This window comes from Vibrio sp. QJM3NY_27, assembly GCF_057785955.1.
The window spans coordinates 960,561-986,148 of record NZ_CM173512.1 but is presented as its reverse complement, the minus strand read 5'-3'; the positions used below and the strand labels follow the sequence as shown (position 1 = coordinate 986,148).

Genomic DNA, 25,588 nt, shown 5'->3' with positions numbered 1-25,588 from the left:
AATTATGGATCTAAGTCTTGGACAAAAACCAGTACCTTCTTGAAACAGAACTAGAACAACTCAAAACTCGTGTCGACTCTGAGCCATCGGTGATCCTAGAGATTGCTCAACAGTGCCTAGTCCGATCGGAGCAAGTTCTGTTTGAAGAGGGTGCTATCCAGTCGTTAATGTTAATGGCAAGGTGTAGCTGGAACCTGATGGATTACCAAAAAGGTTTGAAGTACATCAAGGAAGCATACAAGCGCCAGAACCGATTAGATACCGACCTTTTCCTCCCTGAAATCCTCCATTTACACGCGCTCCAGTACTGGGGACAAGCCAAGTACTATTCCGCCCAACAGTTCTGGATCAATGCCTTAGAGCAATCTGCACTGGTTGATGAAGTCGAGATTCAAATTGAATGTCTCATTGGGCTTGGCAACATTTGGAGAATGACTCATGAATATAAGCTTGCACGTTCTACCCATCAGCTTGCCGTTAAAGTGGCTAACAACAGCCGCATCGGTTGGCTAGAGGGCAAAGCAAGAATACTGCTCGCTTGGGATTACTACCTGCTTAACAACTATGTTGAAATGCTGTCGGTACTCGACGGTGCAGAAGAAGCGTTAAAAGAGCATAAAGATAACACTTGGCATGCCGAAGTATGGGACTTTCGAGGCCTTGCTCTGCTTGGGCTTGAACGCCTAGATGATGCAGAGCGCGCGACAGCCAAAGCGCACAATCTAGCCGTAGAACACAACCTCGTTTGGATGAAAGCGCACTCTTACATCAGTCGAGCTCGATTGGAGCTCCTGAGAAAAAGACCAGAACATGCGGCAGAATTACTGAAACTCGCTGAACACTCTGCAAATGAATTCGATAATGGTGAGTTGCTTAGCCAAATTTGTTACCAACAATCCTTGGTTGCCGAAGAAAACCAAGATTTCAAAGCTGCGTTGGTCGCCTTTAAAAAATACCGTCAATATTCCATCGGTATGCTTAAAGAGCAAACTAATCGTGTCGGTTTAGACAAAGCGCGCAGTTCAAAACGCCAGCTTGAACAGAGAGCACGAAAGCTGATTAATCGTATTCGTGGCCAGCATGAATACGATCCTGAAAAGCACCTCTCTTATGTCGTCTCTGAAACCTTTTGGTGGGAGAAGCTGGTCCTCTTTAAGACAGAACTTAAGCGTTCGAACCACAGCATCATTATGTTCCATCATGTCGATACCGATTACTTAGATGTCTGTACCGAGATTGCTCATACCTTGTGTAATCAAAACGACTTCATCGCTAGGCTGAGTTCAGAGCGTGTTGCTATGATGCTTTCAGAGAAAGGCGAAGCCGCAGAACAAACCTTCCAAACTCTCAGCACCATGCTAGAAATATATCCATGGCATAGAAAGGGATTAAAAGGTTCGAGACCTACCGTCAGCCTCAATGATATTTTGACGTTCCCGTTCACTCTTGAACAATTAGAAGAAGACGATGCTGAGGTAATAGAATAATGGAAACCCTATTACGCAAAATCACAGATGCTGGTTTAGACCCTTCATCGGTATCGGGTGAAGAAGCGATCATATTCTGGAACCACATTCGCCAGCACGTTTCGACCACGCAAACTGAGCAAGCGCACTGCTATATCATCAGCTCTGAGTACCGTGCCGAGTTACAACAAAATCAAACCAGTATCGAAGAACTCAGGCTGGCACTCGACCTACTCCACCTTCCTGTAGATATCGAAGACATTCTCACAGTAAAGACCAGCCTAAGCGACCGCTTAGTTGAAATTGGTGATTACACATCGGCACTGAATGAATTCGTCAGCTCATCGACAATTGCGGTTGAACACGGCCATATCGATGAATATGTATTGGCTATCTTAGGCATGGGGAACCTGTGTGATGCCTATGGTGATCACAACAGAGCTCTTCGCTATTACCAAAAAATCAGCAGCATAGACCACGCGATAAGCAGTCGCTCACTTCGCCTCAAATTCAAGCTGCATATGGTAGCAAGCCTACTTCTGCTCAACCGCATTACCGCGGCCAGTGATTTACTGAATGAGTGCGAGGAATTAAGTATTCTAGTAAGTGACAAGTTGCTCACTGCTCAGATATTGCTTTACCAGGCGAAAGTGCTTCGTGCTAAGAAAAAATACCATGAAGCCTTACGTTGCCTATCAAAAGTTCAATACCCAGCCAACAGCACTCAAGCAAGCTGGCTCGCAACCATGACTCGTCTCGAGTTAGCACATTGCCTAAGTGCAACCGGGAAGCAAGATTATGCTAGCATGATTTTGTCGAGCACAGACAAACGTGTAAAAGCCTACTCATCGCCGGTGCTTGCAAAGCGTTTCTATGACTCTTTGAGTGATGTATGTATGAATCAGGGCCGTTTTCAAGAAGCTCTGAGCTATGAGAAAAAAGGTTACCGAATTGAAACGGATCTGATGAAGCAGATCCCAATCAGCGAACTCGGTGCAAGCCAACTACGCCGCCTATCGCGTTTTGAGTTACAACTCAAACTTATTCTCTCTGAACAAGAAAATAGAGAACTCAAAGAGACGACTGAACAACACAAAAATACTGTTGCTCAACTGCAGCAAGATGTTTTCACCGACCCACTGACCGGGTTACACAACCGTCGATGGTTAGATGTGAAACTAAAAGACCTGTTGCTTCACGAAGCACCTTTCGCCTTGATGGTTGTTGACATCGACCACTTTAAGTCTATCAATGATGAACTCAGCCACTTAGTGGGTGATAAAGCGATTGTCAGCGTTTCTCAAGAGCTGCGCTCATACTTTAAGTTTAGAGGCGCGTCATGTGTCAGGTTTGGCGGAGAAGAGTTCCTAGTCATCCTTGAGAACACTGACCTTGCGAAAGCAGAAATGCACTCTGAAAATTATCGAGAGCGCATCTTCCAATTCGGATGGCATGAAATACTCGGAGAACGCGGTTTAACCGTGAGTATCGGTATCACTTTACATCGCGACGGAGAAAATACTCAGCGTACCTTCTACCGTGCCGATAAAGCGCTATACCGAGCGAAAGCCAACGGCCGTAATCAAGTGTGTACAGAATAGTGCTACGTAGGTCTGTAGGTCTGTAGGTCTGTAGGTCTGTAGGTCTGTAGGTCTGTAGGTCTGTAGGTCTGTAGGTCTGTAGGTCTGTAGGTCTGTAGGTCTGTAGGTAAGCCTGCATCTTATTGATAAAAGAACAGAGATATTCCAGCAAGGGCAGCAAGCGTCCCTATGACGCTTTGCTTTGACACCTTCTCCCCTTTAATCGCATAAATCACCAAAATAAAGACCGGACTGGTCGCTATCAATGTTTGTGCAATCGCAGGGTTCGCATTTTTCAGCGCCACTTGTTGAAGCCATAGAGCGAGAAACGTCCCGACAAAGATTGCCCCTAATAACCAAAGTTTATCGAGCTTGGTCATTTCCCATAAATCTCTTTTTATCGATGAATACGGCTTCTTTTCAACAAAAGGGATAATCAGCATTACGGCAAACACACCTATCGTGAGACGAATCAGTGCACCTAATAATGGTGGGATATCACCCGCCACTAACGCGTAATGAGAAATCACCACACCGGATGCCTGACAAACACTCGCCACAAGCCCATAACCAATGCCACCCCACTGTGCTTTGTCATTCGATTCACCGCTCGCCGGTTTTGATGGCTGAAAGACAACAAAGGTCACCGCTAATGTTGTAATCACGACTCCGAGCCAACTTTGCAACGTTAATGCTGCACCAAGAAACATTAATGCCAGTACGCCTGAAAGAGGCGGAGCCAAAGACTCAAGCAGCAACGTTTTATTCGCACCGATTCTTTTCAACGCAGCGAAATATGCGCTATCTCCAATTGCGATCCCAATGACACCTGAAATTGCCAGTATCCAAAAATGATTAGCACTCAATTGAAACTCTGGCATTGGGATAAGAGGCATCACAAGCAACATCATGCCAGAAGCGACGACACCCTTAACAATATTAAGCTGCATAGCAGAGAATCGATGGCCGAATTGTCCATAGATCCATGTCGCACACGCCCACACAATAGCAGCGCCTATTGCCGCAAGTTCACCTATATACATCCGTGTTTATCCTCAGTGATGTGTCTGTCGTCTCGAATCGTCATCTGTATTATTTCTAGCTTTTGAATTATTTCTGCTTTGGTAAACAAAGTTACTGTTGTTTACCACTCTGGATCGCTCCACAAATGAATGATTAACACTCATTTTAGACGTTAACCTAACCCCAAATGAGCCTCTATTTCACCTTACGTCCAAATGCATTTTATAAAAATTAATAACCATTTTGCTCACATTAGAAGCGAACACACATTATTTTCAACTAGGTAAATCATTTTTATAACAATTACTTGGATGATAGCGTAGTATCTTTATAACTAATATCTAACATTACAAGGATCTGTTATGTTTTTAGACTACTTTGCACTCGGCCTACTTATTTTCGTTGCGCTAGTAATCTTTTACGGCATCATCGTTATTCACGATATTCCCTATGAAATAGCAAAAGAACGCAATCACCCTCATCAAGATGCTATTCATGTCTCAGGCTGGGTTAGCCTATTCACCTTACACACTATTTGGCCATTTCTGTGGATTTGGGCAACGCTATGGCGTAAAGATCGCGGTTGGGGCTTCGCTAAACTCGAAGAAGAACAACACGATATTCACCATCGAGTTGATGCTTTGATCGATCAAGTCAGTACTCTTCAAGAAGAAATCGTTAAGCTTAAGCAAACTAATGCTGAACAAGCTCATTCCGAAAAAGCTCAGAACAACGCTCAAGATCAGGAGGTTAAGTAATGGATTTACTGCTGATAATGACCTACGCGGCGCTTTGTATCACCATCTTCAAAGTATTTAATATTCCGCTAAACAAATGGACAGTGCCAACAGCTGTTCTTGGTGGCGTCGTCATCATAGGTACCTTGATCCTATTGATGAACTATAACCACCCTTTCACCCAAATTGGTAACCAAGTCTACTCAACAACACCAATCGTTTCTGGTGTGAGAGGTAAAGTCATCGAAGTGCCTGTAGAGGCAAATAAACCTCTTAAACAAGGGGATATTCTTTTCAAAATCGACCCTATTCCGTTTGAAGCTGAGGTCGCAAGATTAGAGGCGAAGGTAAAAGAAGCGAGCCAAGGTGCGCTTGGAATGGAATCTGAAGTGGCTGAAGCAGAGGCTGCAAAAATCAAAGCCATCGCAGAAAGAGATAAAGCCAAACGTGAGTTTTCTCGTTACAAGCGCGGTTACGACAGCGGCGCTTTTACCGAGCAACAATTGGATACTCGCAGACAAGCTTACAAAGCATCGGAAGCGGCCGTGAAAGTTGCAGATGCAAACCTAGAACAAACAAAGATCGCCTTGGACTCTGAAATAGGTGGCGAGAATACAGCGGTTTTAAGCTTATTAGCTGAATTACGTAAAGCTCAGTTTGATTTAGAACAAACCGTGGTTCGAGCTCCCACAGACGGATACGTTACGCAACTAGCATTACGCCCAGGTGTAATGGCAGTACCACTTCCTTTAGCTCCCGTGATGACATTTGTTCACACAGAAGAACAGTTCTATACCGCTGCATTTAGACAAAACTCGCTACAGCGCCTACAACCAGGTTACAAAGCTGAGTTCCTATTTAGAGCATTGCCAGGAAAAGTATTTAAAGGACGTATTGATGAAGTGATTCCAGCTATTGGTGAGAGCCAATTCCAAGCTAGAGGCGCGCTTCTAGGTACTGACGCATTGCGCACCAGTGGTCGTGTGTTTGTTAAATTGAGCATCACTGATGATCTGTCTGACTACCATTTACCTATGGGCACTGCAGTCGAGGTTGCCGTTTATTCTGACAGCTTCACTCATGTGTCTATCATGCGTAAGGTCCTTATTCGCATGAAGAGTTGGCAAAACTATCTATATCTAGACCACTAACTATACCTAGACCACAAAATGGTCGTAGATATACGATGAACCCACTTAACACATTGTTAAGATGAATCAAAAAGCCAGACCCGTTCTGGCTTTTTTGTTGCTTGATTAACCGTAAAAGTGGGCTTTTTACATGATATTTGAGTGTTCGGATGGAATTTTAGACATCTAGACACTTACCTTCCCTTATGGAAGGGTTCTACTGTATAATGCGCGCCTTATTTTTTATATTTGCCCAAAAAACGTTCTCCTTGAGACACATATTAATAATGGCGAATATTCGTTCTTTATCATGCTTTATCTTTCAGTATTCGAGGTTATCTATGAACTTTTCAGCTAAAACAGTGGTCGTTATCGCCATTGGCGCGGCACTGTACGGCATTGGTGGTTTACCTATGTTTGGTGTCCCAGTGTTTGCTAACACGACATTGAAACCAGCAATGGCAGTCTTAGCACTATTTTCTGTTTTGTTCGGCCCTATCGTTGGCTTTTTGGTTGGCTTTATTGGTCACTGGGTAACGGATTTATTTGCTGGTTGGGGCGTATGGTTAACTTGGGTATTAGGCTCAGGTATCGTAGGTATGGTTATCGGCTTGTTCCCTATGATGACTAAGAACCGTCTTCAACAAGGCGAACTGCCAATGAAAGATTTTGTATTGTTCGTGGTACTTGCCCTTGCAGGTAACGTTGTAGGCTACGGCTGTTCCGCGTTCCTAGACACTATCCTATACGCAGAACCGTTTACTAAAGTCTTCACTCAACTGTCTATCATCGCAGCGGGTAATACCGTTCTGATCGCTGTTGTGGGCTTCCTGATCCTAAAATCAGTCGCTAAACGCAACAAACAAAGCCGCAACCTGACTGAGGCATAAGCGCCAATGACTATAGAATTTTCGAACTTCTCTTTTAGATATGAGTCGCTGGATAAACCGACGCTAAAAAATATCAATCTAAGGATAGAGAAAGGAGAGAAAATCGTCATTATTGGACCAAGCGGAAGCGGTAAATCTACCCTAGGTCAATGCCTCAATGGCCTAATACCTCATGCAATTAAAGGTGAGGTAACTGGCTCTTTAGAGATCAACGGCAAGAATATCTCTGAATTTTCGATGCACGACTATACCGAGCAGGTAGGCACAGTATTGCAAGATACTGACAGCCAATTTGTGGGTTTAAGCATCGGCGAAGATATCGCATTCGCATTAGAAAACCAGTTGATGTCGAACATTGACATGTACCCGTTAGTTAAGTCGACTGCAAAAATGGTTGACCTAGCGGACATGCTTGAGCGCTCGCCACACGATCTTTCAGGTGGTCAAAAGCAGCGAGTATCGCTAGCAGGCATCTTAGTTGATGACGTTGATATCTTGCTGTTTGATGAACCTTTAGCCAGTCTTGACCCTAAGACAGGTAAGGCGACCATCGAGATCATCGACCAACTTCATAACGAAACCAACAAGACTATCGTGATTATCGAGCATCGCCTTGAGGATGTCCTGCATCGCGATATTGATCGTGTGATTTTAATGGAGCGCGGTGAAATTGTCGCGGATATGACTCCCGATGAAATTTTAGCGTCTAAGTTACTTGATACGCATGGTATTCGTGAGCCTCTTTACTTATCTGCGCTTAAAGCGGCGAAAGCCCCACTAACCTGCGAAGATAAGTTGTCAAACCTCAAAGCTTTGGATTACAAAAGGTTCCGCCCAGCAGTTCAAGCTTGGTTTGCTGACCGCCCTGCCCCAGCTGCAGAAAAGCAGTATCAACCTTTACTCGAAGTTCATGGTCTGACTTATTCTTACGATGGCGAGAAGAACGCACTCGAAGATGTGAGCTTCAAGATTGGCAAAGGCGAGTTTGTTTCGATTCTGGGCAAGAACGGTTCGGGTAAATCTACCATCACCAAACTCATCATGGGTGTGATCGATGCCGATTCAGGCTCTTCCTATCTAAATGGTGAAGACTTATCTGAGCTTTCTATCTTCGAAAGAAGCCAAAAGGTCGGTGTAGTAATGCAGAACCCAAATCATATGATCTCGCATCATATGATTTTTGACGAGATTGCTTTTGGTCTTCGTAACCGTGGCGTTGCAGAAGATGAGGTCAAAGAAAAAGTTGAGAACGTTCTTGAGCTGTGTGGGCTGAGTAAGTTCCGTCACTGGCCTATCGAAGCTTTGAGCTACGGTCAGAAAAAGCGTGTAACCATTGCTTCTATCTTAGTGTTGGAACCTGAACTCCTCATCTTAGATGAGCCAACTGCAGGCCAAGATTACCGAAACTACACGTCAATGTTGGCGTTTATCCAAAAGCTTAACCGTGATTTGGGTATTACTGTGGTGATCATCTCACACGACATGCATCTCGTTCTAGAGTACACCACACGTTCGATCGTAATCGCAGACAGCAAGCTTATTGCCAATGCCGCCATGACAGAAGTGTTTAGTCAGCCATCGCTTCTAGAACGTGCAAACCTCTGTACCACTAGTATTTATGAACTCGCGACTATGATGAAAATCGACGATACCAATGCGTTTATGCAGTACTTCATCGACTACGAGAGAAGTTCTCTATGAACGCATCAAAAGTAAAATTCGGCATCAACTACATTGATACCAAATCCCCCCTGCACGCATTAAATGGCATCACGAAATTTGCACTCTTCTTAGCTTGGGTAACCGTGGTATTGACTACGTTCGACCTGAGATTGATTACGCTGCTTATTATGACTGGTTTATACCTATTAAAGCTCACCAATGTGCCTATACGCGTGTATAAGCCTTTGTTATTAGGTACGGCGAGTGTCTTAAGTCTAAATGCTTTATTCATGTTCCTGCTTGCTCCGCAACAAGGCACTGAGCTCATCGGTAGCGAAACTGTATTACTGACATTACCGGGTAACTACTCGTTGAGCCAGGAGACTCTGTTTTACCTAGTCACCGTCACGCTTAAGTACATGAGCATGTTTCCGATAGCGTTAATATTCGTCTTCACTACGCATCCGACTGAGTTTGCCGCAAGCCTCAACCGTATCGGTGTTCCGTACAAGATCGCCTATGCGGTAAGCTTAACGCTGCGTTACTTGCCAGAGGTTAAGAAGGACTTCATCAATATCATGCATGCTCAGCAAGCTCGTGGTGTAGAACTCTCGAAGAAAGCGCCCCTAATAACTCGAATCAAAAACGTGGCTAAGGTTCTAGGGCCACTCATTTTCTCTAGCTTAGACCGCGCAGACGAGATTTCAAATGCAATGACGCTTCGAGGCTTTGGCCGACACAAGGCACGTACTTGGTATAGCTATGCACCTTTGAAACGTATCGACTTTGTCTGTTTGAGTGTCATTGCTTTTATTGTGGTGTTGGCCATAGCGAAACGCATTCTTGAACCTGAATTGTTTTGGTATCCATTCTAAGTTTTCATTTACCACATACAAACAACGACTTAAAATAACACACCGCTCAATAGAGTGGTGTGTTTATGTGTGCCAAGATCTGATTAACAATTGAACCAATAACTCAATACTGACTATTTTTGACGATAAACTGACCGTTTACTTACGTCTTTGGTTTGAAATCTAATTTAGAAACTCTTAATATACACGCTTACAGAATGCTACACTCAATAGAGATTTGTAATGGCTCGAATTACTCAAGTACAGAAACTAGAAAATCAAAAGCACTACGATGAGATCGTACTAAACCTTTTTCTGGCTGAAGGACATGAAGCACTAACTTATGCAAGGATTGCTCAAGAAATTGGCATTAGTTTGACGACGCTTCAGGGCTATTATCCATCGACCCGCGCTATCCGATCAGCGTTACACCAACACATGCTATCAATTGTTATAGAGAATCTAGAGTTTTCATCGGAAGAAGTATTCATTCAATCTTGGCAAAACGCTCTAGATAATGATCAATTTCGATTCGTGATCAAATTGATGTTTTTCCATGCCTCCCAGGTCAAGAGCCCTGAACAGTTTAACATCAGTTCAGATGGTCAATTCCGCGAGATAATGTTTAATAGCTTTGGGCTTGATACCGTTCGAATCCTTGAGACTGTCGTAGGACGTTCAATGTTCTATCTCACAAACTTCAAGCAGCATTAAACCAAGCGTTAGAAATACAAAAATGGGAGCCTTTCGGCTCCCATTTTCTTTTTAGTTATCGCTTACTTTAACTTATAGACCTAATTTAGCTTGTAAAAAACGGTCGATAACGGTGGTAAACGCAGCTCAATCGATGTGTCTAAACCTTCGCTTTCTACTGATTCAACCTCAGCAACCGGCTTCACTTCAAAGCCACTGCCTGCATAATCCGCAGAGTCTGTATTTAATAACAAAGAGTACTGACCTTGTGCTGGAACACCTAAGCGGAAGTGCTCATGAGGAACGGGTGTAAAGTTAGAAACCACCAATACACGCTCGCCTGATTCACTGATACGCTCATGAGCCAAGATACTCGCTTCAGCTGAATCCTGTAGACGCCATTCAAAACCTTTCGGGTCGAAATCAAGATCATGCATTGCGGCTTCAGAACGGTACAGATTGTTCAAATCTTTCGTTAAGCGCTGAACACCTTGATGACGTTCATAATCTAGCAAGAACCATTGCAGTTGATCATCGTGGTTCCATTCCGCCGTCTGACCAAATTCAGCACCCATGAAATTCAGCTTCTTACCCGGCTGCGCGTACATGTAACCCATGTAAGCACGTAGATTTGCCGTTTGCTGCCACTCATCACCAGGCATTTTTTCGTGGATAGATCCTTTACCATAAACCACCTCATCGTGAGATAGAGACAATACATAGTTCTCACTGTGTGCATAAACCAATGGGAAGGTAATTGTATCGTGGTGATATTTACGATTGATTGGATCTTCTTGGATGTAAGACAAACTATCGTGCATCCAACCCATGTTCCACTTAAAGCCGAAGCCTAAGCCGCCCATAAAGGTTGGGGCTGAAACACCAGGGAAAGCCGTTGATTCTTCAGCAATCGTCATCGCATTCGGGAAGTGTTTGTACACTTCTTCGTTCATCCATTTAAGAGTTGCGATAGCGTCGTAGTTTTCGTTGCCGCCGTCAGCATTCGGAATCCATTGATCATGGCTACGCGAATAATCGAGGTACAACATCGAAGCAACCGCATCAACACGAATGCCGTCGATATGGAATTGTTCAAACCAGTACAGTGCGTTTGCAACCAAGAAACGGCGCACATGCTCTTTGCCTAAATCATAAATGTACGAATTCCAATCTTGGTGCCAACCACGACGTGGATCGGGATCATGGAACAAAGGTGTTCCATCAAAATTGGCTAAGCCGTGGTCATCACTAGGGAAGTGCGCTGGAACCCAATCCAGAACAACACCTAAACCAGCTTGGTGACATTGATCGACGAAGAATTTGAAGTCATCAGGAGAGCCAAAACGACTCGTTGGAGCGAACAAGCCTATTGGCTGATAGCCCCAAGAACCGTAAAACGGATGCTCTGAAACCGGCATCAACTCTACATGCGTGTAACCCAAGTCCGTTAAATATGGGATCAATTCAGCAGCAAGTTCACGGTAGTTTAAGAATTCCCCTTCAGCGTTACGCTTCCAAGAACCAGCGTGCAGTTCATAGAACGAAAGTGCTTCTTTACGCTTTTGCGTTACTGGGCGATTCTGCCACTGAGTATCTTGCCACTCGTAACGCGCGTGATCGTAAGTCACAGATGAGAACGAAGGGTACTGCTCAGAGTAAAAACCCCATGGGTCAGCTTTGTGTGGTAAGCCTTCGCCATCAGGTCCTTTTAATTCAAACTTGTATTGAGCGCCTTCTTCCAGTTCAGGAATGAATAGGCCCCACATGCCATAATCTAAGCGTTGCATTGGATGACGACGACCATCCCAAGCGTTGAAGTTACCCACTAAGCTTGCCGCTGTTGCATGCGGTGCATACACCAAGAAACGCGTACCTGAAATCGTCTGTCCATCACGCTCTAGCGTAATAAACTGAGCCCCCATGTGATGATACATATCTTTAGGTGTATGGAGATCTTCATAACTCGCGTACAGATCGTGGTACTGGTATGGATCATCGATGATCTGCTCGACTCCAGCCCAATCAACCGCGAGCTTGTAGTGAGTAAAACGTAAATCTCTCTCTTGCTTAAGAATGAAACCACTTTCACCCTCTCGCGCTAACTCAATACGAGGTTCCTTTCCAACAATCAACTCGACTTTATTTGCCCCAGGAATCCACACACGTAATGCACCTTGCTCAGAAGGTAGGTATGGCCCTAAAAACGCAAATGGGTCAGTGAAACAAGCCTGTGATAGTTGGGTATATATTTGTTTTTGCTTTGAAATCGAACTTAGTTCCAAAACGCTTCTCCCTAACCAAACATCCAAAAAATATAATACAAAAATGCCCGCTATTAGTGCGGGCAATATAACGACGGTTTATTCTACCAGATGAGCATTCATTATTGAGTGACCGAGGTTGTAGTTTCGTACGGCGTAAGCAAAAAACCACCTATTTTCAAGCCACTCAACGTCATTACTTAGCTGCTTTTTCTCGAACGTCAGTCAGCTTAGAAGCGATACGATTTACCCCTTCGTGAGCAAATATTTCGTCCAAGTTCATTGATAGTTTACGACGCCAGTTAGGGTATTCATCGACAGTGCCAGGAATGTTTACTGGCTTGTCCATCTCTAACCAATCTTCCAGTTGAACACTAAGAAGTGTCGAACCACCAGCCGCAACGTGCAGTTGAAGTGCTTCAGCAAGATAAGAGTCCATCGGTACTTGGCTTGCACCACGACCAACACCTTCAGGTAAGAAGCCATGCCATGCCACTGAATCTAAGATACCTTGTTTGCATTCCAGACGGTCGTCGAACAAGGTTTCTAGCTGTTCTGCATCTGGGTATAAACCAATCTCTTGACCCATTTTCAAGTCATCACAATGCCAGAAGCCGCGAAGCGTTGGCATATCATGAGTACAAAGTGCCGCCATCGATTGTGGTGCATAATGTTTTGGTGAGATAAAGCCACCGTCATCTTCTGATGTTTCGAAGAAGAATACTTTGTAAGAATGCACGCCCGCATCCGCTAGGATATCGACGATTTCATCCGGCACCGTACCTAAGTCTTCACCGATAACGCTACATTGGTAACGGTGAGATTCAAGCGCCAGAATTGACAGCATGTCTTGTACTGGGTAGTAGATGTACGCACCCTTGGTTGCGTTTTCACCTTTTGGAATCCACCACAAACGCAGTAGGCCTAATACGTGGTCAATACGAAGGGCACCACAGTGCTTCATATTGGCACGGAGTAGCTTGATATATGCGTCGTAGCTTGTTTCTTGAAGCACTTCAGGATTAAGCGGTGGTAAACCCCAGTTTTGACCTAGAGGACCAAGCACATCCGGTGGAGCACCGATGCTCGCATCCATCACTAGATTGCCTTCATCGGCCCAAGTTTCGCTGCCTGAATCCGCAACACCAACAGCTAGGTCACGGTACAAACCAACGGCCATGCCTTTCTCTTCAGCAAGAGACTGTGCATCGTTGATTTGGCAATCCGCTAACCACTGCAGGTACATGTAAAGATGAACATTCTCTAGGTTCTCTTTAATGTATTTCTGTGTCGCTGGGCTTTCGAATGTACGATACTTCTCTGGGAATACTGGCCAGCCCCACATACCTGAATCTTCGGCATGTAACTCACCGTGCAGAGCATCAAACGCCGCTTGATGCATCAGGCTTTCACCACCTTCTTCTACAAACGCTAAGAACGCTTGTGCACGATCGCTGTTCTTGTCTAGATGACGAGTCTTAAATTCTGCGAATAACAGAGGCAAGATACTCATCTTAAGCTCAGACACTTCGGTGTAGTTTACCCAGTGCGCTTCACGAGCTTTTTGTAGACGCTGTTGGAATTCAGCGCTGCCTACCGTTTGTTGTGCTTCAGCACTTAATGCGAATTCAGGTACTGAGCTCACATCAATGTATAAGATGTTCAACCAACGACGTGACGACGGGCTGTATGGGCTCGCGCCTTCTGGGTTCGCTGGGAATAATGAGTGAATTGGGTTTAAGCCAACAAAATCACCACCGCGAGAAGCGATATCAGCAACAAGCTGTTTAAGGTCACCAAAATCACCAATACCCCAGTTGTGCTGAGTTCTTAGTGTGTACAGTTGAACACTTGGTCCCCAAAGCTTTTTGCCTTGCTCGATTGGTGACTGCTTGAAACACGCTTTTGGCGTAATGATCAATGTCATCTCGTAAGGCTTCTTACGGCGCTTACGGCTCACAATCAGCTTGTGGTAACCCCATGCCAAATCACTTGGCAATGCAAACACTAAAGGGCCACCCTCGGCACGCTCGTCACGAACGACTTGAGATTGAAGATAGCCTTCAAGTACCTCTCCTTGCTCGGTTTCTAAGCGCCAGCTGAACTCACTTTCACGAGCACTAACACCTAGATTAAGCGCCACCTCTACTGGCTCACCGTCACGCAAGACAAGAACTGGGTCTAGTACATCTTTTTTGTGTTTTCTTTCTGCAGATTTAAGCAGTGCATCATCGCTGCTTGTATCGTAGCCCAATGAAGCCAATAGAGACGTAATCGTCTCTTCTGATACTTGTGCTTCATCGCCCCACGCACTAACGTAACTGTCGGCAATATTTGCCATTTCTGCGACTTGTTTTAATACGGTCTGTTCTTTCATCGCTCTCTCCGAAAACGTTCTGACGCTTTCAATTTTGTAGGGTTGTTAATTTAATTTTTTACTAATCAATTAGCTTGTGACAATCAGTTTGTAAGCATCGCTATCTTTATAAGCCATCTATTTGCCCACAAGCTAATTGAGCCAAGGCAGAAACTGCCTTGGCTACTTTGGAAGTATTAACGGTTAACCGCTTCAAGTTTCCAAATGTTGTTCACGTAATCGCGAATAGAGCGGTCTGATGTGAACTTACCAACCAATGCTGTGTTAAGAATCGCTTTCTTAGCCCAACCTGCTTGGTCTTTGTACTGCTTGCCCATGTCTTCATGTGCTTTCACATAAGATGCGAAGTCAGCAAGACATAGGTACGGGTCGCCACCGTCTAGTAGGCTATCAAACGTTGCACGTAGAAGGCCTGGTTGACCTGGAGAGAACTCATCGCCAGTCAGTAGGTCTAGAGATGCTTTCAGCAGTGGGTCTGCGTTGTAGTAATCGTATGGGTTATAACCCTGAGCTTGCAATGCCACTACACCATCAACGTCTAGGCCAAAGATGTAGATGTTTTCATCGCCAACTTCTTCACGAATCTCAACGTTTGCACCATCCATCGTACCGATAGTTAGCGCGCCGTTTAGCGCCATCTTCATGTTGCCCGTACCTGATGCTTCTTTACCAGCTAATGAAATTTGCTGAGAAACGTCTGCCGCAGGAATAATGATTTCAGCCATGCTTACACGGTAGTCAGGGATGAATACCACTTTCAGCTTGTTGCCAATGCGAGGGTCGTTGTTAATCTTCTCTGCGATCTTGTTAACCGCGAAGATGATCTCTTTCGCTAGGTGGTAACCCGGTGCTGCTTTTGCTGCGAAGAAACATACGCGTGGCTCACACTCGAAACCAGGTTCGTTAAGAATACGGTGGTACAGAGATAGAATGTGTAGCAAATCTAGGTGCTGACGCTTATATTCGTGAAGACGCTTGATTTGCACGTCGAAGATAGCGTTAGTATCTAGCTCGATACCCATGTTCTCTTGAACCCAATCAGCAAGGCGCTGTTTGTTTTCTTTCTTAACAGCCATGAATTCTTTTTGGAATTTCGCGTCTGTTGCAAACTTAGCGATGCCTTCTAGCTGCTCAAGTTTTGCTGGCCACTCAGTGCCGATCTTGCCAGTAATTAGCGTAGATAGCCCTGGGTTACAGAACTTCAACCAACGACGTGGCGTGATGCCGTTCGTTACGTTAGTCAGTTTGCCAGGGAAGATTTCGTTGAACTCTGGGAACAAGTCTTTCTTAACCAGTTGAGAGTGAAGCGCAGCTACACCGTTTACTTTGTAAGAGCCAATCACACATAGGTTTGCCATGCGAACCATGCGGTGGAAACCTTCTTGGATGATAGAAAGCTTCGCTTGCTTCTCACCGTCACCAGGCCACATCTTGCGAACTTCTTGCATGAAGCGGTGGTTGATTTCAAAAATGATTTCCATGTGACGTGGAAGAAGACGGTTGATCAAAGATTCAGACCAAGTCTCTAATGCTTCTGGAAGTAGTGTGTGGTTCGTGTATGCGAACGTATGAGCACTGATTTCCCAAGCTTGGTCCCAAGTTAAACCTTTCTCATCGATCAGGATGCGCATCAATTCAGGGATAGCGATCGTTGGGTGCGTATCGTTCAGTTGAATCGTTTCTTGCTTAGGCAGATCTTCTAGAGAGAAACCTGCTGCTTCGTGACGACGTAGAATATCGCGAACAGACGCTGCTGAGTGGAAGTACTGCTGCATTAGACGCAGTGTCTTACCTTTCTCGTGGTTGTCGTTCGGGTAAAGTACTTTAGTGATGTTGCCTGCATCGATTAGCGAGTGTTGCGCTTCGAAGTAGTCACCGTTGTTAAAGCTTGCTAATGAGAATGGTGCGATTGCCTGACATTCCCAAAGACGCAATGGGTAAACTGTGTTTGACTCGTAACCTACGATAGGTAGATCCCAAGGCATTGCTTTCACTTCCATACCCGGAACCCAAGTACGAACTTCTTTACCGTCGATATATTCAACTTCTACATGACCGTAAAAACCAATGTGTTGTGCTAGTTCTGGACGAGCTACTTCCCATGGGTAACCTTCAACACCACGCCATGCGTCAGGTGCTTCTTGTTGACGACCGTCTTGGAAAGACTGTTTGAATAGACCGTATTCGTAGTGAAGACCGTAACCTACTGTTGGGTATTCTTGAGCGGCACAAGAATCCATGAAACAAGCAGCAAGACGACCAAGGCCACCGTTACCTAGTGATGGGTCACGTTCTTCTTCTAGAAGGTCAGTTAAGTTTTGACCTAGCTCTTCCATTGCATGAGTGATTTGCTCATACAGACCCATGCTGATCAGGTTATTACCTGTTAAACGACCAATCAAAAACTCTAGTGAAAGGTAGTTAACGCTCTTCGCGTTCTTAATTTTTTCGTCATTTTCAGTTTCTAACAGATCAAATGTTGTCAATTCTGCTAGCGCACGCCCCATTGCTAGGTACCATGCGCGGCTATCTGCGTTTTCAATCGTTGTTGCGTAGGTTGCAGATAAATGCTTCTTAACGCTTTCTTGGAACGACACTTTATCGAAAGTTTTTTGCTGAGTTGGTTTCATTTCAGAAATCTCGCTTTTAATAGTTCTAATTCATCTGTCACATATCGTGCATGGTCACCATTAACTAAACATCCTCCCGCTAACGCGACAAACTAGGAGTAGATGGGAGGGCGTAGGGGGCGTACCGACATAGGGTTAGTGATCTGACTCTCATGTTCTGACTTCGAACAAAAACTTGGAGTGACTAAGATCACAAGCTCCCGTTCGATAACTTACCTTCAATTGATGTGACTTTTATTTAACCGGATTAAAGTCATTATCAAATTTGATATTCAGATCACGAAAATAATTTCTTCCTCTCATCTTTTGCATAGATTTACGTGTTGGGATGAAGGATGTCACATTCACAAACCAACCCGCTATGTGAGCAAAGTCTCAAATAAAGGGCGTAGAAGCCTAAAAACATGCAGGAGTGCAAGGTTTCTGAGGAGGATCATAGTCGGTGCCGTTTTGCTTCACGTAATATGATTGAAGACTTAAGTAATTAGGCTGATGTCATTCGATTACACTCAACGATAGATTGAGGTAATCCAGAACATAAGCCACGGAATAGGTGAAAAACTTCGACATGTGGATCCCTTCGAAACTGACTCGTCCCGGCCGCTTACATAATGCAATCCTACGACCTAGGGTTCTCGATCTGCTCCAACACGCAGATTGCTATAAGCTTGTATTATTCCGCTCTCCAGCGGGGTACGGCAAAACCACAATGGCAGCTCAATGGCTGGTAGATAAGCCCAATGTGGGTTGGTACAGCATTGATGAAAGTGACAACGATGCCTTTCGCTTTATCAACTACCTAATGCAATCACTCAATAAAGCGACTCAAAATGCCTGCCCTAATGCCCAAAAGCTGGCAGAAAAGCGACAATTTTCATCGTTGCATTCTTTGTTAAGTGAAGTGTTTGCTGAGATGTCTGAATTCCATCACGAATGTTTCCTTGTGTTGGATGACTATCACTTGGTCAACAATGACGATATCCACGAAGCTATGCGCTTCTTCCTTAAACACATGCCTGACAACCTGACGCTTGTTGTGACTAGCCGCGGGACACCACCACTTGGCACTGCAAACCTTCGTGTTCGTGATCTGATGATTGAAATTGGAAACGATTCGCTGGCTTTTGATACTGAAGAGACGACGCGCTTCTTCAATCAACGTGTCGCCGATGGCGTAGATGACACGACCGCTGGTAGTATCTGTACTTATGTTGAGGGGTGGCCTTCGGCATTACAGCTTATTGCCCTTCAAGCTCAACATCAAAAACGTACCCTTGCGCAATCTGCAGAATCGTTCTCTCACTTTAACCATGCCCACCTTTGGGATTACTTGGTTGAAGAAGTATTCGATCTACTGGATAAAGAAACCCGACAGTTCTTGATGCAGTGTTCAGTACTTGATCATTTCAATGACGAATTAGTCTGCGCGCTTACACAGCGTGAAGACGCACTGGGTATGATCGAATCACTCAACCGATTTGGCTTATTCATCTACCCGCTTGAAGGCGAGAAAAACTGGTACCGATTCCACAATCTATTCGGTGAGTTTCTTGCCCATGAGCGCCAAGCTCGAATTCCGCAACAAGAAGCCGAGTTGCACCGGAGTGCCGCGAAAGCGTGGATCAAACAGAAAACGCCTCATCAAGCACTGCGACATGCACAACGTGCTGAAGATCCAGAGCTGATCATCCAAATCCTGACTGAACACGGTTGGCCGATGTTCAACCAAGGTGAGCTTTCATCATTAGAGATGGCGATCAAGCAACTGACTACGGATCAACTATACAGTGAGCCGAAGCTATCAATGCTGCGCGCTTGGCTGGCACAAAGTCAGCACCGTTATGATCAAGTGGGTACTTTGTTGGAAGAGGCTGAGACTCAATATCAAGCTCGAAACATTGAACTCGATACTCAGCAACAAGGCCAATACAACGCCTTGCGCGCCCAAGTTGCCATCAACAGCAATGAGCCTGAGAAAGCATTGGAATTGGCTGAGCTTTCGTTGAGCCAGTTGAACACCACCGTTTATCGTAGCCGCATTGTCGCAACCTCGGTTGTGGGCGAAGTGAATCACGTAATGGGTAACCTAAGCCGTGCGCTACCGATGATGCAACAAACAGAAAAACTGGCACGTCAGTATCAGGTTTACCATCAGGCTCTATGGGCAATTCTGCAGCAAAGCGAAATCTTGATTGCTCAAGGTTATGTTCAAGCTGCATTTGAGCTACAAGACAGCGCATTCAAATTGATCGAAGAGCATCAACTTCAATACGTTCCTCTACATGAATTTTTGCTGCGTGTTCGCGCTCAGATCTTCTGGTGTTGGAACCGACTAGATGAAGCGGAAGAATGTTGCTACAAAGGCTTAGATATCCTTGGTCACCACTCACCAAGTAAACACCTGCACAGTTACTCAATGCTGGCTCGAATTTCATTGAGCCGTGGCGAGATTGATAAAGCGTCGAAGTTTATCGACCAAATTCAACACCTGCTACGTCAATCAACTTACCACGTAGATTGGACCGCAAATGCTTCTCTTTCTTTGATTCTATTCTGGCAAGTAAAAGGCAATAAAGAGGCAATCCGTGATTGGCTAAGCGTGGCGGTTCGACCTGAATCGGCAAGTAACCACTTCTGCCAGCTTCAATGGCGAAACATCGTACGTTCTCACATCATCCTTGAGCAGTATGAAGATGCGGAAGAAGCGCTGATTTTTCTTAAGAGTGAAGCGCAGCGTTCACATCTGATTACAGACACCAACCGAAACTTGATCGTTGAAGCGGTGTTGCGTACACAAATTAACGATGAAGACAGCGCACGCGTGCTACTTGAAGAAGCGCTTCATATGACCAACCAAACCGGTATGGTTGGTAACTTCTTGGTCGACGGTGGGACTATCGGGCATATCTTGGATAAATTGAGCAACAAGCCAGGCTTAGGTGACTTAGAACGCCATCGCGCTCAACAGATCATGAAAGATATCTCAACCACCCAACGCAGCCGCTCGGTTCACTTCGATGAAGACTTTGTTGAGAACTTGGTTAATCACCCGAATATTCCTGAGCTTGTGCGCACTAGCCCACTCACCCAGCGTGAATGGCAAGTACTTGGTCTGATCTATTCTGGGTTCAGTAATGAGCAAATCGCTCAAGAGCTCGATGTAGCGGGGACCACGATCAAAACTCACATCCGTAACCTTTACCAAAAGCTGAACATTGCTAACCGCAAAGAAGCAATCAGCACAGCAGAGAACTTGCTGCAATTGATGGGGTACTAAAACGGATTCGAGATTGATTCGAGATTGATTCGAGATTGATTCGAGAAAAGCTTAAGCTAGTCACCAATGGTGGCTGGCTTTTTTTTCATCTGAAGTTTAGAGCTTAAAAATGTAGGAACTGGAAAAGAAAAAAGACAATCACCAAACGACAGGCAAAAAAATAGCCAACCGCAATAATCGCGATTGGCTCTATATATTTGTGAACAAATCATAAGTTCACTAACAACGTCAGTTGGCTAGGTGACCCTCGGCTTAAGAAGGGTCAATGAATTTAATGCAGTTAGCGTGCCAACTTTAATTCGGCGTTTTATAAGCCCTGCATCGCATAAAAACCATGAATTTGTCATGCGAATTGCAAAGTGCATTTGCATAATGCAACCAAGATGCAATATTGATAAGAGATCAGTTTCATCTCTGCTCTTAATGACAAATTACTAAGTGGTTGTATTTTAAATGTAAGGCAAATGTTCACTTCAACTTATTGCCTTACAATTAAGAGAGTAATAAAAGCCCTTCCCCAATGGCATATTCATACTTTTTTTACACTAAAGTTTGTATACTGCACAAAATCACCCTCAACTCTATGAAGCAATGAACTACTTAAGTACTTTTTTCAAAGGCATGGCAATGGGCGCAGCAGACGTTGTTCCTGGCGTGTCGGGCGGAACCATCGCATTCATCACTGGTATCTACGATACGCTGCTAGAAAGCATTCGCAGGATTAACCCTAGCGTACTTGGCTTATGGAAACGCGAAGGCTTCAAAGCCGCGTTTAACCACATCAATGGTTTCTTCCTGATTTCACTGTTCGCAGGCGTATTCACGAGCATTGCGACATTTGCAAAACTGATTTCTTGGTTATTAGTCACCCACCCCGTTCCACTGTGGTCTTTCTTCTTTGGCCTGATCTTGGTGTCGGTTTTCCATATTCTTAAGCAAGTAGAGAAGCGCGATATGATTCGATTCGTGTTTTTGCTGCTTGGCGTTGCTTTCGCCTATAGCATTACCGTGCTTAAGCCGCTGCAAATGGAGCCTACCAGTATCAATATCCTCATTGCGGGTGCGATTGCGATCTGTGCGATGATTTTACCGGGTATCTCGGGTAGCTTCATTCTGCTATTGATTGGTATGTATGGTCCGGTTCTTGGTGCGGTTAAAGAGTTCCAAATCGATGTGCTTGCGCTATTCCTTAGTGGCTGTGTGATTGGCCTACTGACTTTCTCGCACGTACTTTCTTGGTTACTGCGCTCATTCCGCGATTTCACACTAGTGTTCTTAACTGGTTTGATGATCGGTACGCTGCCTAAGATTTGGCCGTGGAAAGAGACCATCAGCTGGCGAACAAACTCAAAAGGTGAACAAGTTCCTCTGATTCAAGAAAACCTATCACCGTTTGATTTTGAAGCCGTAACCTCTCAGCCTTCTCAGCTGGTAATGGCGATTGTGATGATGTTGGCTGCTATTGCCTTGGTTCTAGGACTAGAGAAATTTGCAGAGCGCAACGTTGACTAATCATTCAACCAACTTCTGGAAAGCGTTTAGAACGGATAATGCTTAGAAATACTAAGCTCACTTCTCGATTGAACAGACAAAAGCGAAGCCAATGGCTTCGCTTTTTTAGTTCTACCATACGCACAAAATTGCTTTTTGATACAAGCACGTATTGAGGGGTATGATAACATCGCCGCTCTTATAAAATTAGATGAGAACACGACATGCACCCAGCATTAAAGGTGGTGGCTCTTGGCATTGCTCTCGTGGCAGGTTTTTATGGGCCGCAAGTATTTCAAAAATTTAAGTCGGTCATTGAGCACTCAACTGCCGAAGTCAACTTGGATGACTACTGCATGCTTTCAACCACATCGTGTGAGCAGGAATCCATTTCAATGTCGCTTGACCGAGAAACCGCGCAACCTCTTCTACCCACAAAGATAAAGGTAGTTTGGGAAGGTGCTGCATCTGAGACACTGATGTTATCGCTCACAGGTTTAGAAATGGAAATGGGATCAGCGCGTTTTCAATTAAAGAGCATTGGCAACAATACCTATGAAGGTGATGTGATTTTACCTGTATGTACTTTAGATAAAATGACATGGGTCGGTGAACTCACTGATGGTGTCGATACTGTAAACCCTGCAATAAGGATGGCAAGATGAGTAGAAATTGGTCGTTAGCATTGGTTGTCGCTTTTGTACTTGGCTTTGGTGTCAAAAGCTATCTTGATGGGCAAAACGAAGTTCAAGAACAACACGCTGCAAAACAAGAGTTCTCCGCTACGACTCTTTTCGGCAAAGACAACCAACCAACGGAAATCTTTGACCAAACCGATGACAGAATTCGTATCGTTTACTTCGGTTTCACACGTTGCCCGGATGTATGCCCCACTTCTTTGGCTATGTTGGCCGGAGCACTTAACCAAGTTTCTGATGAAGCAAAAGCCAAGATTCGCCCAATGTTTGTTTCTCTTGATCCTGAACGTGATGCCGCTGAAGCCTCGTATGAATACGCGCAATATTTCCACCCGATGATGGAAGGACTAAGTGGTCCATTGGATGTCACCACTACTCTGGCTCATAACTACGGCGTTATTTTCAGAAAGACCAAGCTTGAAGGTTCAGAGTTGGAATACACCCTAGACCACAGCTCATATTTTTATTTTTTAAAGCCCGACGGTACTTTGATTACCAAAGTACCTCATACGTTAACGCCAGCACCAATTGTTGAGGCTATCAACAAGCTGACGCAGTAAAACGTAAAAACAAAGAACTTAACCAATAAAGTTCAAACATAAAGTCAGGTCCCAGACCAAAACATAAAAATTAAGGACAACAACATGAAGTTAAAAGCACTTGCTCTAGCAGGCTTATTGCTCACCCCTTTTGCTCAGGCTAGTAGCGATATTATGGTTCATGACGCGTATGCTCGTGCTACCCCGCCTTCAGCAGTTAACAGCGCGGTGTTCACGACTCTGATGAACCACAGCGATAAAGATCGCGCTATTGTTTCTGCAACAACACCTGCAGCAGGTAAAGTAGAACTTCATGATGTAATCATGGATGGCGATGTTATGAAAATGCGCCAAATTCAAGAGATCACCATTCCTGCGAACGGTGAAGCGGTACTTAAACCAGGTAGCCTACACATCATGTTGTTCGACCTAGCAAGCAGCCTAAAAGAAGGTGAGAAAATCGAGATGACACTGACTTTCGCCAATGGTGAAACACAGACCTTCGATGCGCCGGTTAAGAAAGTAATGAGCGGCATGAAAAAGATGAATCACGATCATCATTAATCGTATTCACAATTGATAAAATAATTTAAGCCACGATGACTTCTCGCCATCGTGGCTTTTTGTTAAACTGAGTTCGCTTTTTATTCAAAGCCTGAACACATAAATAACCCAAGGAGAATAGAAGATGATTGTAATGAACACACTAAAACTGGCAGTAAAAGTAGCGCGTTAATTTGTTTGGTTAATCAAACTTAAATACCGATCGACCAACATCTCGTCACCCGTGACGACCGTACACTTTTACCCGGTTTACTATTGATCGTAAGTGATCAATACCTGCATGCCCAATAGCGCATGACTAAATCCGGGGTCCTATCTATTTGAATTCGACCCAAGCTCAAAACATTTTTGACGTCTCGACGCTTTTTAATCTCAGCAATACTTTTTGGTCTCATTAACTCTTTTGATCTCATCAACAAATAAGAGGTCTCACAAGATGTTAATGCTCTCATAAGACTTTAATGCTCTCATAAGACTTTAATGCACTGATAAGACTTTAATGCTCTCACAAGAAAAGAAAGCTCGCACGTCTGGGTAAATAGACATGAATTCACAAAACGCATTTTCTCATCCAATGTCACTTCAACAGCTTGGATGGCAACCTGTATTCCTGCAACAGCTGACACTCGAAGACTATGACCAATCCGTCATTGCTCGCATTACCGCGCACCATCGCAGCGGCTATACGCTTGCGTCAGAACAAGGCGAAATCGTTCTACCCGTTCATCAAAACCAACCCGTAATGACGGTTGGCGACTGGGTGATATTAAACGCTGATTTACAATTCGACCGCTTACTTGAGCGTCAGTCGCTCTTCAGCCGTAAAGCAGCAGGCAGTCGCGTAGCTGAACAATATATTTCAGCCAATATCGACACCGTGTTTATCGTGGTCTCGCTAAATAATGACTTTAATCTGAGCCGCATCGAACGCTTTCTAGCACTCGCCAATGAAGCACAGGTTGAAGCGGTTATAGTACTTACCAAGAAAGACTTGTGTGACGACTACCAAGACAAAGTGCAACAAGTGCAACGCTTAGATTCTATGCTGATGATCGAAACCGTTAATAGCCTAGACCAAGACTCTACTCAAGTATTGTCACCTTGGTGTAAAACGGGCAAAACGGTGGCTTTGATGGGTTCGTCTGGTGTCGGGAAATCGACGCTGGTCAACTCGCTGCTTGGGGAGACTCAACAAGAAACGGGCGGTATTCGTGAAGACGACAGCAAAGGCCGTCATACAACCACGTCACGATCGCTCCACTTGCTAACATCGGGTGGTTTATTGCTCGATACTCCTGGTATGCGAGAGTTACAACTCGCCGATTGTGCTGAAGGAGTAAGTGAAACCTTTTCTGATGTGGAAGAGTTAGCGATGCATTGTCGCTTTTCTGATTGCAGCCATGAGTCAGAACCAGGATGCACAATACGCAAGGCCATTGAAAGCGGTGAGCTTTCTGAAAGACGATTCTCTAACTATGAGAAGCTACTCAGAGAGCAAGCAAGAAATGGAGCCTCATTGGCAGAACAGAGAGCGAACAGTAAACAGCTTTCTAAAATGTACAAAACCGTGCAATCAGAGAGCCGTAATATCAAGAAATCGTCTAAATAGCCGATTATTGGATTAGGTTTACAACACGTAAATAAGCCCTATGTCCCTATCGCGTATTAGCTCATTAACTCATGAGCTCTTTAACGCATTGGGCTGGGGCTTTTTGT

Annotated in this window: 18 protein-coding genes; 14 read left to right on the top strand and 4 right to left on the bottom strand. The window is 44.6% G+C overall.

Features of this window, described 5'->3' with window-relative positions:
- Positions 1–17 precede the first annotated feature (17 nt).
- Both AC3CIA_RS20110 and AC3CIA_RS20105 read left to right on the top strand, forming a co-directional pair.
- Positions 18–1,487 (top strand): hypothetical protein, encoded by a 1,470-nt coding sequence (locus AC3CIA_RS20110; protein WP_017090319.1) that lies wholly within the window; start codon positions 18–20, stop codon positions 1,485–1,487.
- On the top strand, positions 1,487–3,067 hold the full coding sequence (locus AC3CIA_RS20105; RefSeq protein ID WP_017081835.1) for a GGDEF domain-containing protein: 1,581 nt from the start codon (positions 1,487–1,489) through the stop codon (positions 3,065–3,067). Before AC3CIA_RS20110 ends, AC3CIA_RS20105 begins: the two co-directional genes overlap by 1 nt.
- Positions 3,068–3,186: 119 nt before the next feature.
- Here the strand turns inward: AC3CIA_RS20105 and AC3CIA_RS20100 are convergent, their stop codons facing one another.
- The gene (locus AC3CIA_RS20100) at positions 3,187–4,089 is read right to left on the bottom strand and encodes a DMT family transporter (protein ID WP_488518916.1); all 903 of its coding nucleotides are present in this window, start codon (positions 4,087–4,089) and stop codon (positions 3,187–3,189) included.
- 342 nt (positions 4,090–4,431) lie between these two features.
- Here AC3CIA_RS20100 and AC3CIA_RS20095 point away from each other — a divergent pair, with 342 nt between their 5' ends.
- From AC3CIA_RS20095 to AC3CIA_RS20070, 6 genes are all read left to right on the top strand, one after another.
- Entirely contained in the window at positions 4,432–4,827 is a 396-nt protein-coding gene (locus AC3CIA_RS20095) for a DUF3302 domain-containing protein (RefSeq protein ID WP_017073668.1), read from the top strand.
- Complete coding sequence (locus AC3CIA_RS20090) at positions 4,827–5,957, top strand: HlyD family secretion protein (protein ID WP_488518915.1); 1,131 nt, start codon at positions 4,827–4,829, stop codon at positions 5,955–5,957. Before AC3CIA_RS20095 ends, AC3CIA_RS20090 begins: the two co-directional genes overlap by 1 nt.
- Positions 5,958–6,277: 320 nt before the next feature.
- Positions 6,278–6,826, top strand: a complete 549-nt coding sequence (locus tag AC3CIA_RS20085; protein ID WP_048609818.1) for an ECF-type riboflavin transporter substrate-binding protein — start codon at positions 6,278–6,280, stop codon at positions 6,824–6,826.
- A 6-nt stretch (positions 6,827–6,832) separates the two neighbouring features.
- On the top strand, positions 6,833–8,527 hold the full coding sequence (locus tag AC3CIA_RS20080) for an ABC transporter ATP-binding protein (protein WP_488518914.1): 1,695 nt from the start codon (positions 6,833–6,835) through the stop codon (positions 8,525–8,527).
- The gene (locus AC3CIA_RS20075; RefSeq protein ID WP_017086560.1) at positions 8,524–9,363 is read left to right on the top strand and encodes an energy-coupling factor transporter transmembrane component T family protein; all 840 of its coding nucleotides are present in this window, start codon (positions 8,524–8,526) and stop codon (positions 9,361–9,363) included. The genes AC3CIA_RS20080 and AC3CIA_RS20075 overlap by 4 nt, the downstream gene beginning before the upstream one ends.
- Positions 9,364–9,585: 222 nt before the next feature.
- Positions 9,586–10,056: a TetR/AcrR family transcriptional regulator gene (locus AC3CIA_RS20070; protein WP_004732091.1), complete on the top strand. Its 471-nt coding sequence runs from the start codon at positions 9,586–9,588 to the stop codon at positions 10,054–10,056.
- Between the two features lie 80 nt (positions 10,057–10,136).
- Here the strand turns inward: AC3CIA_RS20070 and glgB are convergent, their stop codons facing one another.
- From glgB to AC3CIA_RS20055, 3 genes are all read right to left on the bottom strand, one after another.
- Entirely contained in the window at positions 10,137–12,317 is a 2,181-nt protein-coding gene (glgB, locus tag AC3CIA_RS20065; RefSeq protein WP_065206705.1) for a 1,4-alpha-glucan branching protein GlgB, read from the bottom strand.
- A 175-nt stretch (positions 12,318–12,492) separates the two neighbouring features.
- Positions 12,493–14,673 carry a 4-alpha-glucanotransferase gene (gene malQ, locus AC3CIA_RS20060; protein ID WP_488518913.1) on the bottom strand — a complete coding sequence of 727 codons (2,181 nt, stop codon included), beginning with the start codon at positions 14,671–14,673 and terminating at the stop codon, positions 12,493–12,495.
- A gap of 176 nt (positions 14,674–14,849) precedes the next feature.
- On the bottom strand, positions 14,850–17,303 hold the full coding sequence (locus AC3CIA_RS20055; RefSeq protein WP_010431613.1) for a glycogen/starch/alpha-glucan phosphorylase: 2,454 nt from the start codon (positions 17,301–17,303) through the stop codon (positions 14,850–14,852).
- A 568-nt stretch (positions 17,304–17,871) separates the two neighbouring features.
- Between AC3CIA_RS20055 and malT the strand changes: the two genes are divergently transcribed.
- The 6 genes from malT (at position 17,872) to rsgA (ending at position 25,481) form a co-directional block, all read left to right on the top strand.
- The gene (malT, locus tag AC3CIA_RS20050) at positions 17,872–20,580 is read left to right on the top strand and encodes an HTH-type transcriptional regulator MalT (protein ID WP_171307614.1); all 2,709 of its coding nucleotides are present in this window, start codon (positions 17,872–17,874) and stop codon (positions 20,578–20,580) included.
- A gap of 591 nt (positions 20,581–21,171) precedes the next feature.
- Positions 21,172–22,092: a polyprenyl-phosphate transporter gene (locus AC3CIA_RS20045; protein ID WP_065206704.1), complete on the top strand. Its 921-nt coding sequence runs from the start codon at positions 21,172–21,174 to the stop codon at positions 22,090–22,092.
- Between the two features lie 203 nt (positions 22,093–22,295).
- On the top strand, positions 22,296–22,736 hold the full coding sequence (locus tag AC3CIA_RS20040) for a hypothetical protein (protein ID WP_017086565.1): 441 nt from the start codon (positions 22,296–22,298) through the stop codon (positions 22,734–22,736).
- Positions 22,733–23,329 (top strand): SCO family protein, encoded by a 597-nt coding sequence (locus AC3CIA_RS20035; protein WP_004732104.1) that lies wholly within the window; start codon positions 22,733–22,735, stop codon positions 23,327–23,329. The genes AC3CIA_RS20040 and AC3CIA_RS20035 overlap by 4 nt, the downstream gene beginning before the upstream one ends.
- An 84-nt stretch (positions 23,330–23,413) precedes the next feature.
- Positions 23,414–23,872 carry a copper chaperone PCu(A)C gene (locus AC3CIA_RS20030; RefSeq protein WP_065206703.1) on the top strand — a complete coding sequence of 153 codons (459 nt, stop codon included), beginning with the start codon at positions 23,414–23,416 and terminating at the stop codon, positions 23,870–23,872.
- Between the two features lie 544 nt (positions 23,873–24,416).
- Positions 24,417–25,481: a ribosome small subunit-dependent GTPase A gene (gene rsgA, locus AC3CIA_RS20025; protein ID WP_488518912.1), complete on the top strand. Its 1,065-nt coding sequence runs from the start codon at positions 24,417–24,419 to the stop codon at positions 25,479–25,481.
- Positions 25,482–25,588 lie beyond the last annotated feature (107 nt).

Excerpts from the sequence above, each read along its gene's own strand:
- AC3CIA_RS20075 (WP_017086560.1), top strand. The coding sequence starts at position 8,524 with ATGAACGCATCAAAAGTAAAATTCGGCATCAACTACATTGATACCAAA.
- AC3CIA_RS20105 (WP_017081835.1), top strand. The coding sequence starts at position 1,487 with ATGGAAACCCTATTACGCAAAATCACAGATGCTGGTTTAGACCCTTCA.
- AC3CIA_RS20080 (WP_488518914.1), top strand. The coding sequence starts at position 6,833 with ATGACTATAGAATTTTCGAACTTCTCTTTTAGATATGAGTCGCTGGAT.
- AC3CIA_RS20045 (WP_065206704.1), top strand. The coding sequence starts at position 21,172 with ATGAACTACTTAAGTACTTTTTTCAAAGGCATGGCAATGGGCGCAGCA.
- AC3CIA_RS20055 (WP_010431613.1), bottom strand. The coding sequence starts at position 17,303 with ATGAAACCAACTCAGCAAAAAACTTTCGATAAAGTGTCGTTCCAAGAA.
- AC3CIA_RS20035 (WP_004732104.1), top strand. The coding sequence starts at position 22,733 with ATGAGTAGAAATTGGTCGTTAGCATTGGTTGTCGCTTTTGTACTTGGC.
- AC3CIA_RS20085 (WP_048609818.1), top strand. The coding sequence starts at position 6,278 with ATGAACTTTTCAGCTAAAACAGTGGTCGTTATCGCCATTGGCGCGGCA.
- AC3CIA_RS20040 (WP_017086565.1), top strand. The coding sequence starts at position 22,296 with ATGCACCCAGCATTAAAGGTGGTGGCTCTTGGCATTGCTCTCGTGGCA.
- AC3CIA_RS20095 (WP_017073668.1), top strand. The coding sequence starts at position 4,432 with ATGTTTTTAGACTACTTTGCACTCGGCCTACTTATTTTCGTTGCGCTA.
- AC3CIA_RS20070 (WP_004732091.1), top strand. The coding sequence starts at position 9,586 with ATGGCTCGAATTACTCAAGTACAGAAACTAGAAAATCAAAAGCACTAC.
- AC3CIA_RS20100 (WP_488518916.1), bottom strand. The coding sequence starts at position 4,089 with ATGTATATAGGTGAACTTGCGGCAATAGGCGCTGCTATTGTGTGGGCG.
- rsgA (WP_488518912.1), top strand. The coding sequence starts at position 24,417 with ATGAATTCACAAAACGCATTTTCTCATCCAATGTCACTTCAACAGCTT.
- malQ (WP_488518913.1), bottom strand. The coding sequence starts at position 14,673 with ATGAAAGAACAGACCGTATTAAAACAAGTCGCAGAAATGGCAAATATT.
- AC3CIA_RS20030 (WP_065206703.1), top strand. The coding sequence starts at position 23,414 with ATGAAGTTAAAAGCACTTGCTCTAGCAGGCTTATTGCTCACCCCTTTT.
- malT (WP_171307614.1), top strand. The coding sequence starts at position 17,872 with ATGTGGATCCCTTCGAAACTGACTCGTCCCGGCCGCTTACATAATGCA.
- AC3CIA_RS20090 (WP_488518915.1), top strand. The coding sequence starts at position 4,827 with ATGGATTTACTGCTGATAATGACCTACGCGGCGCTTTGTATCACCATC.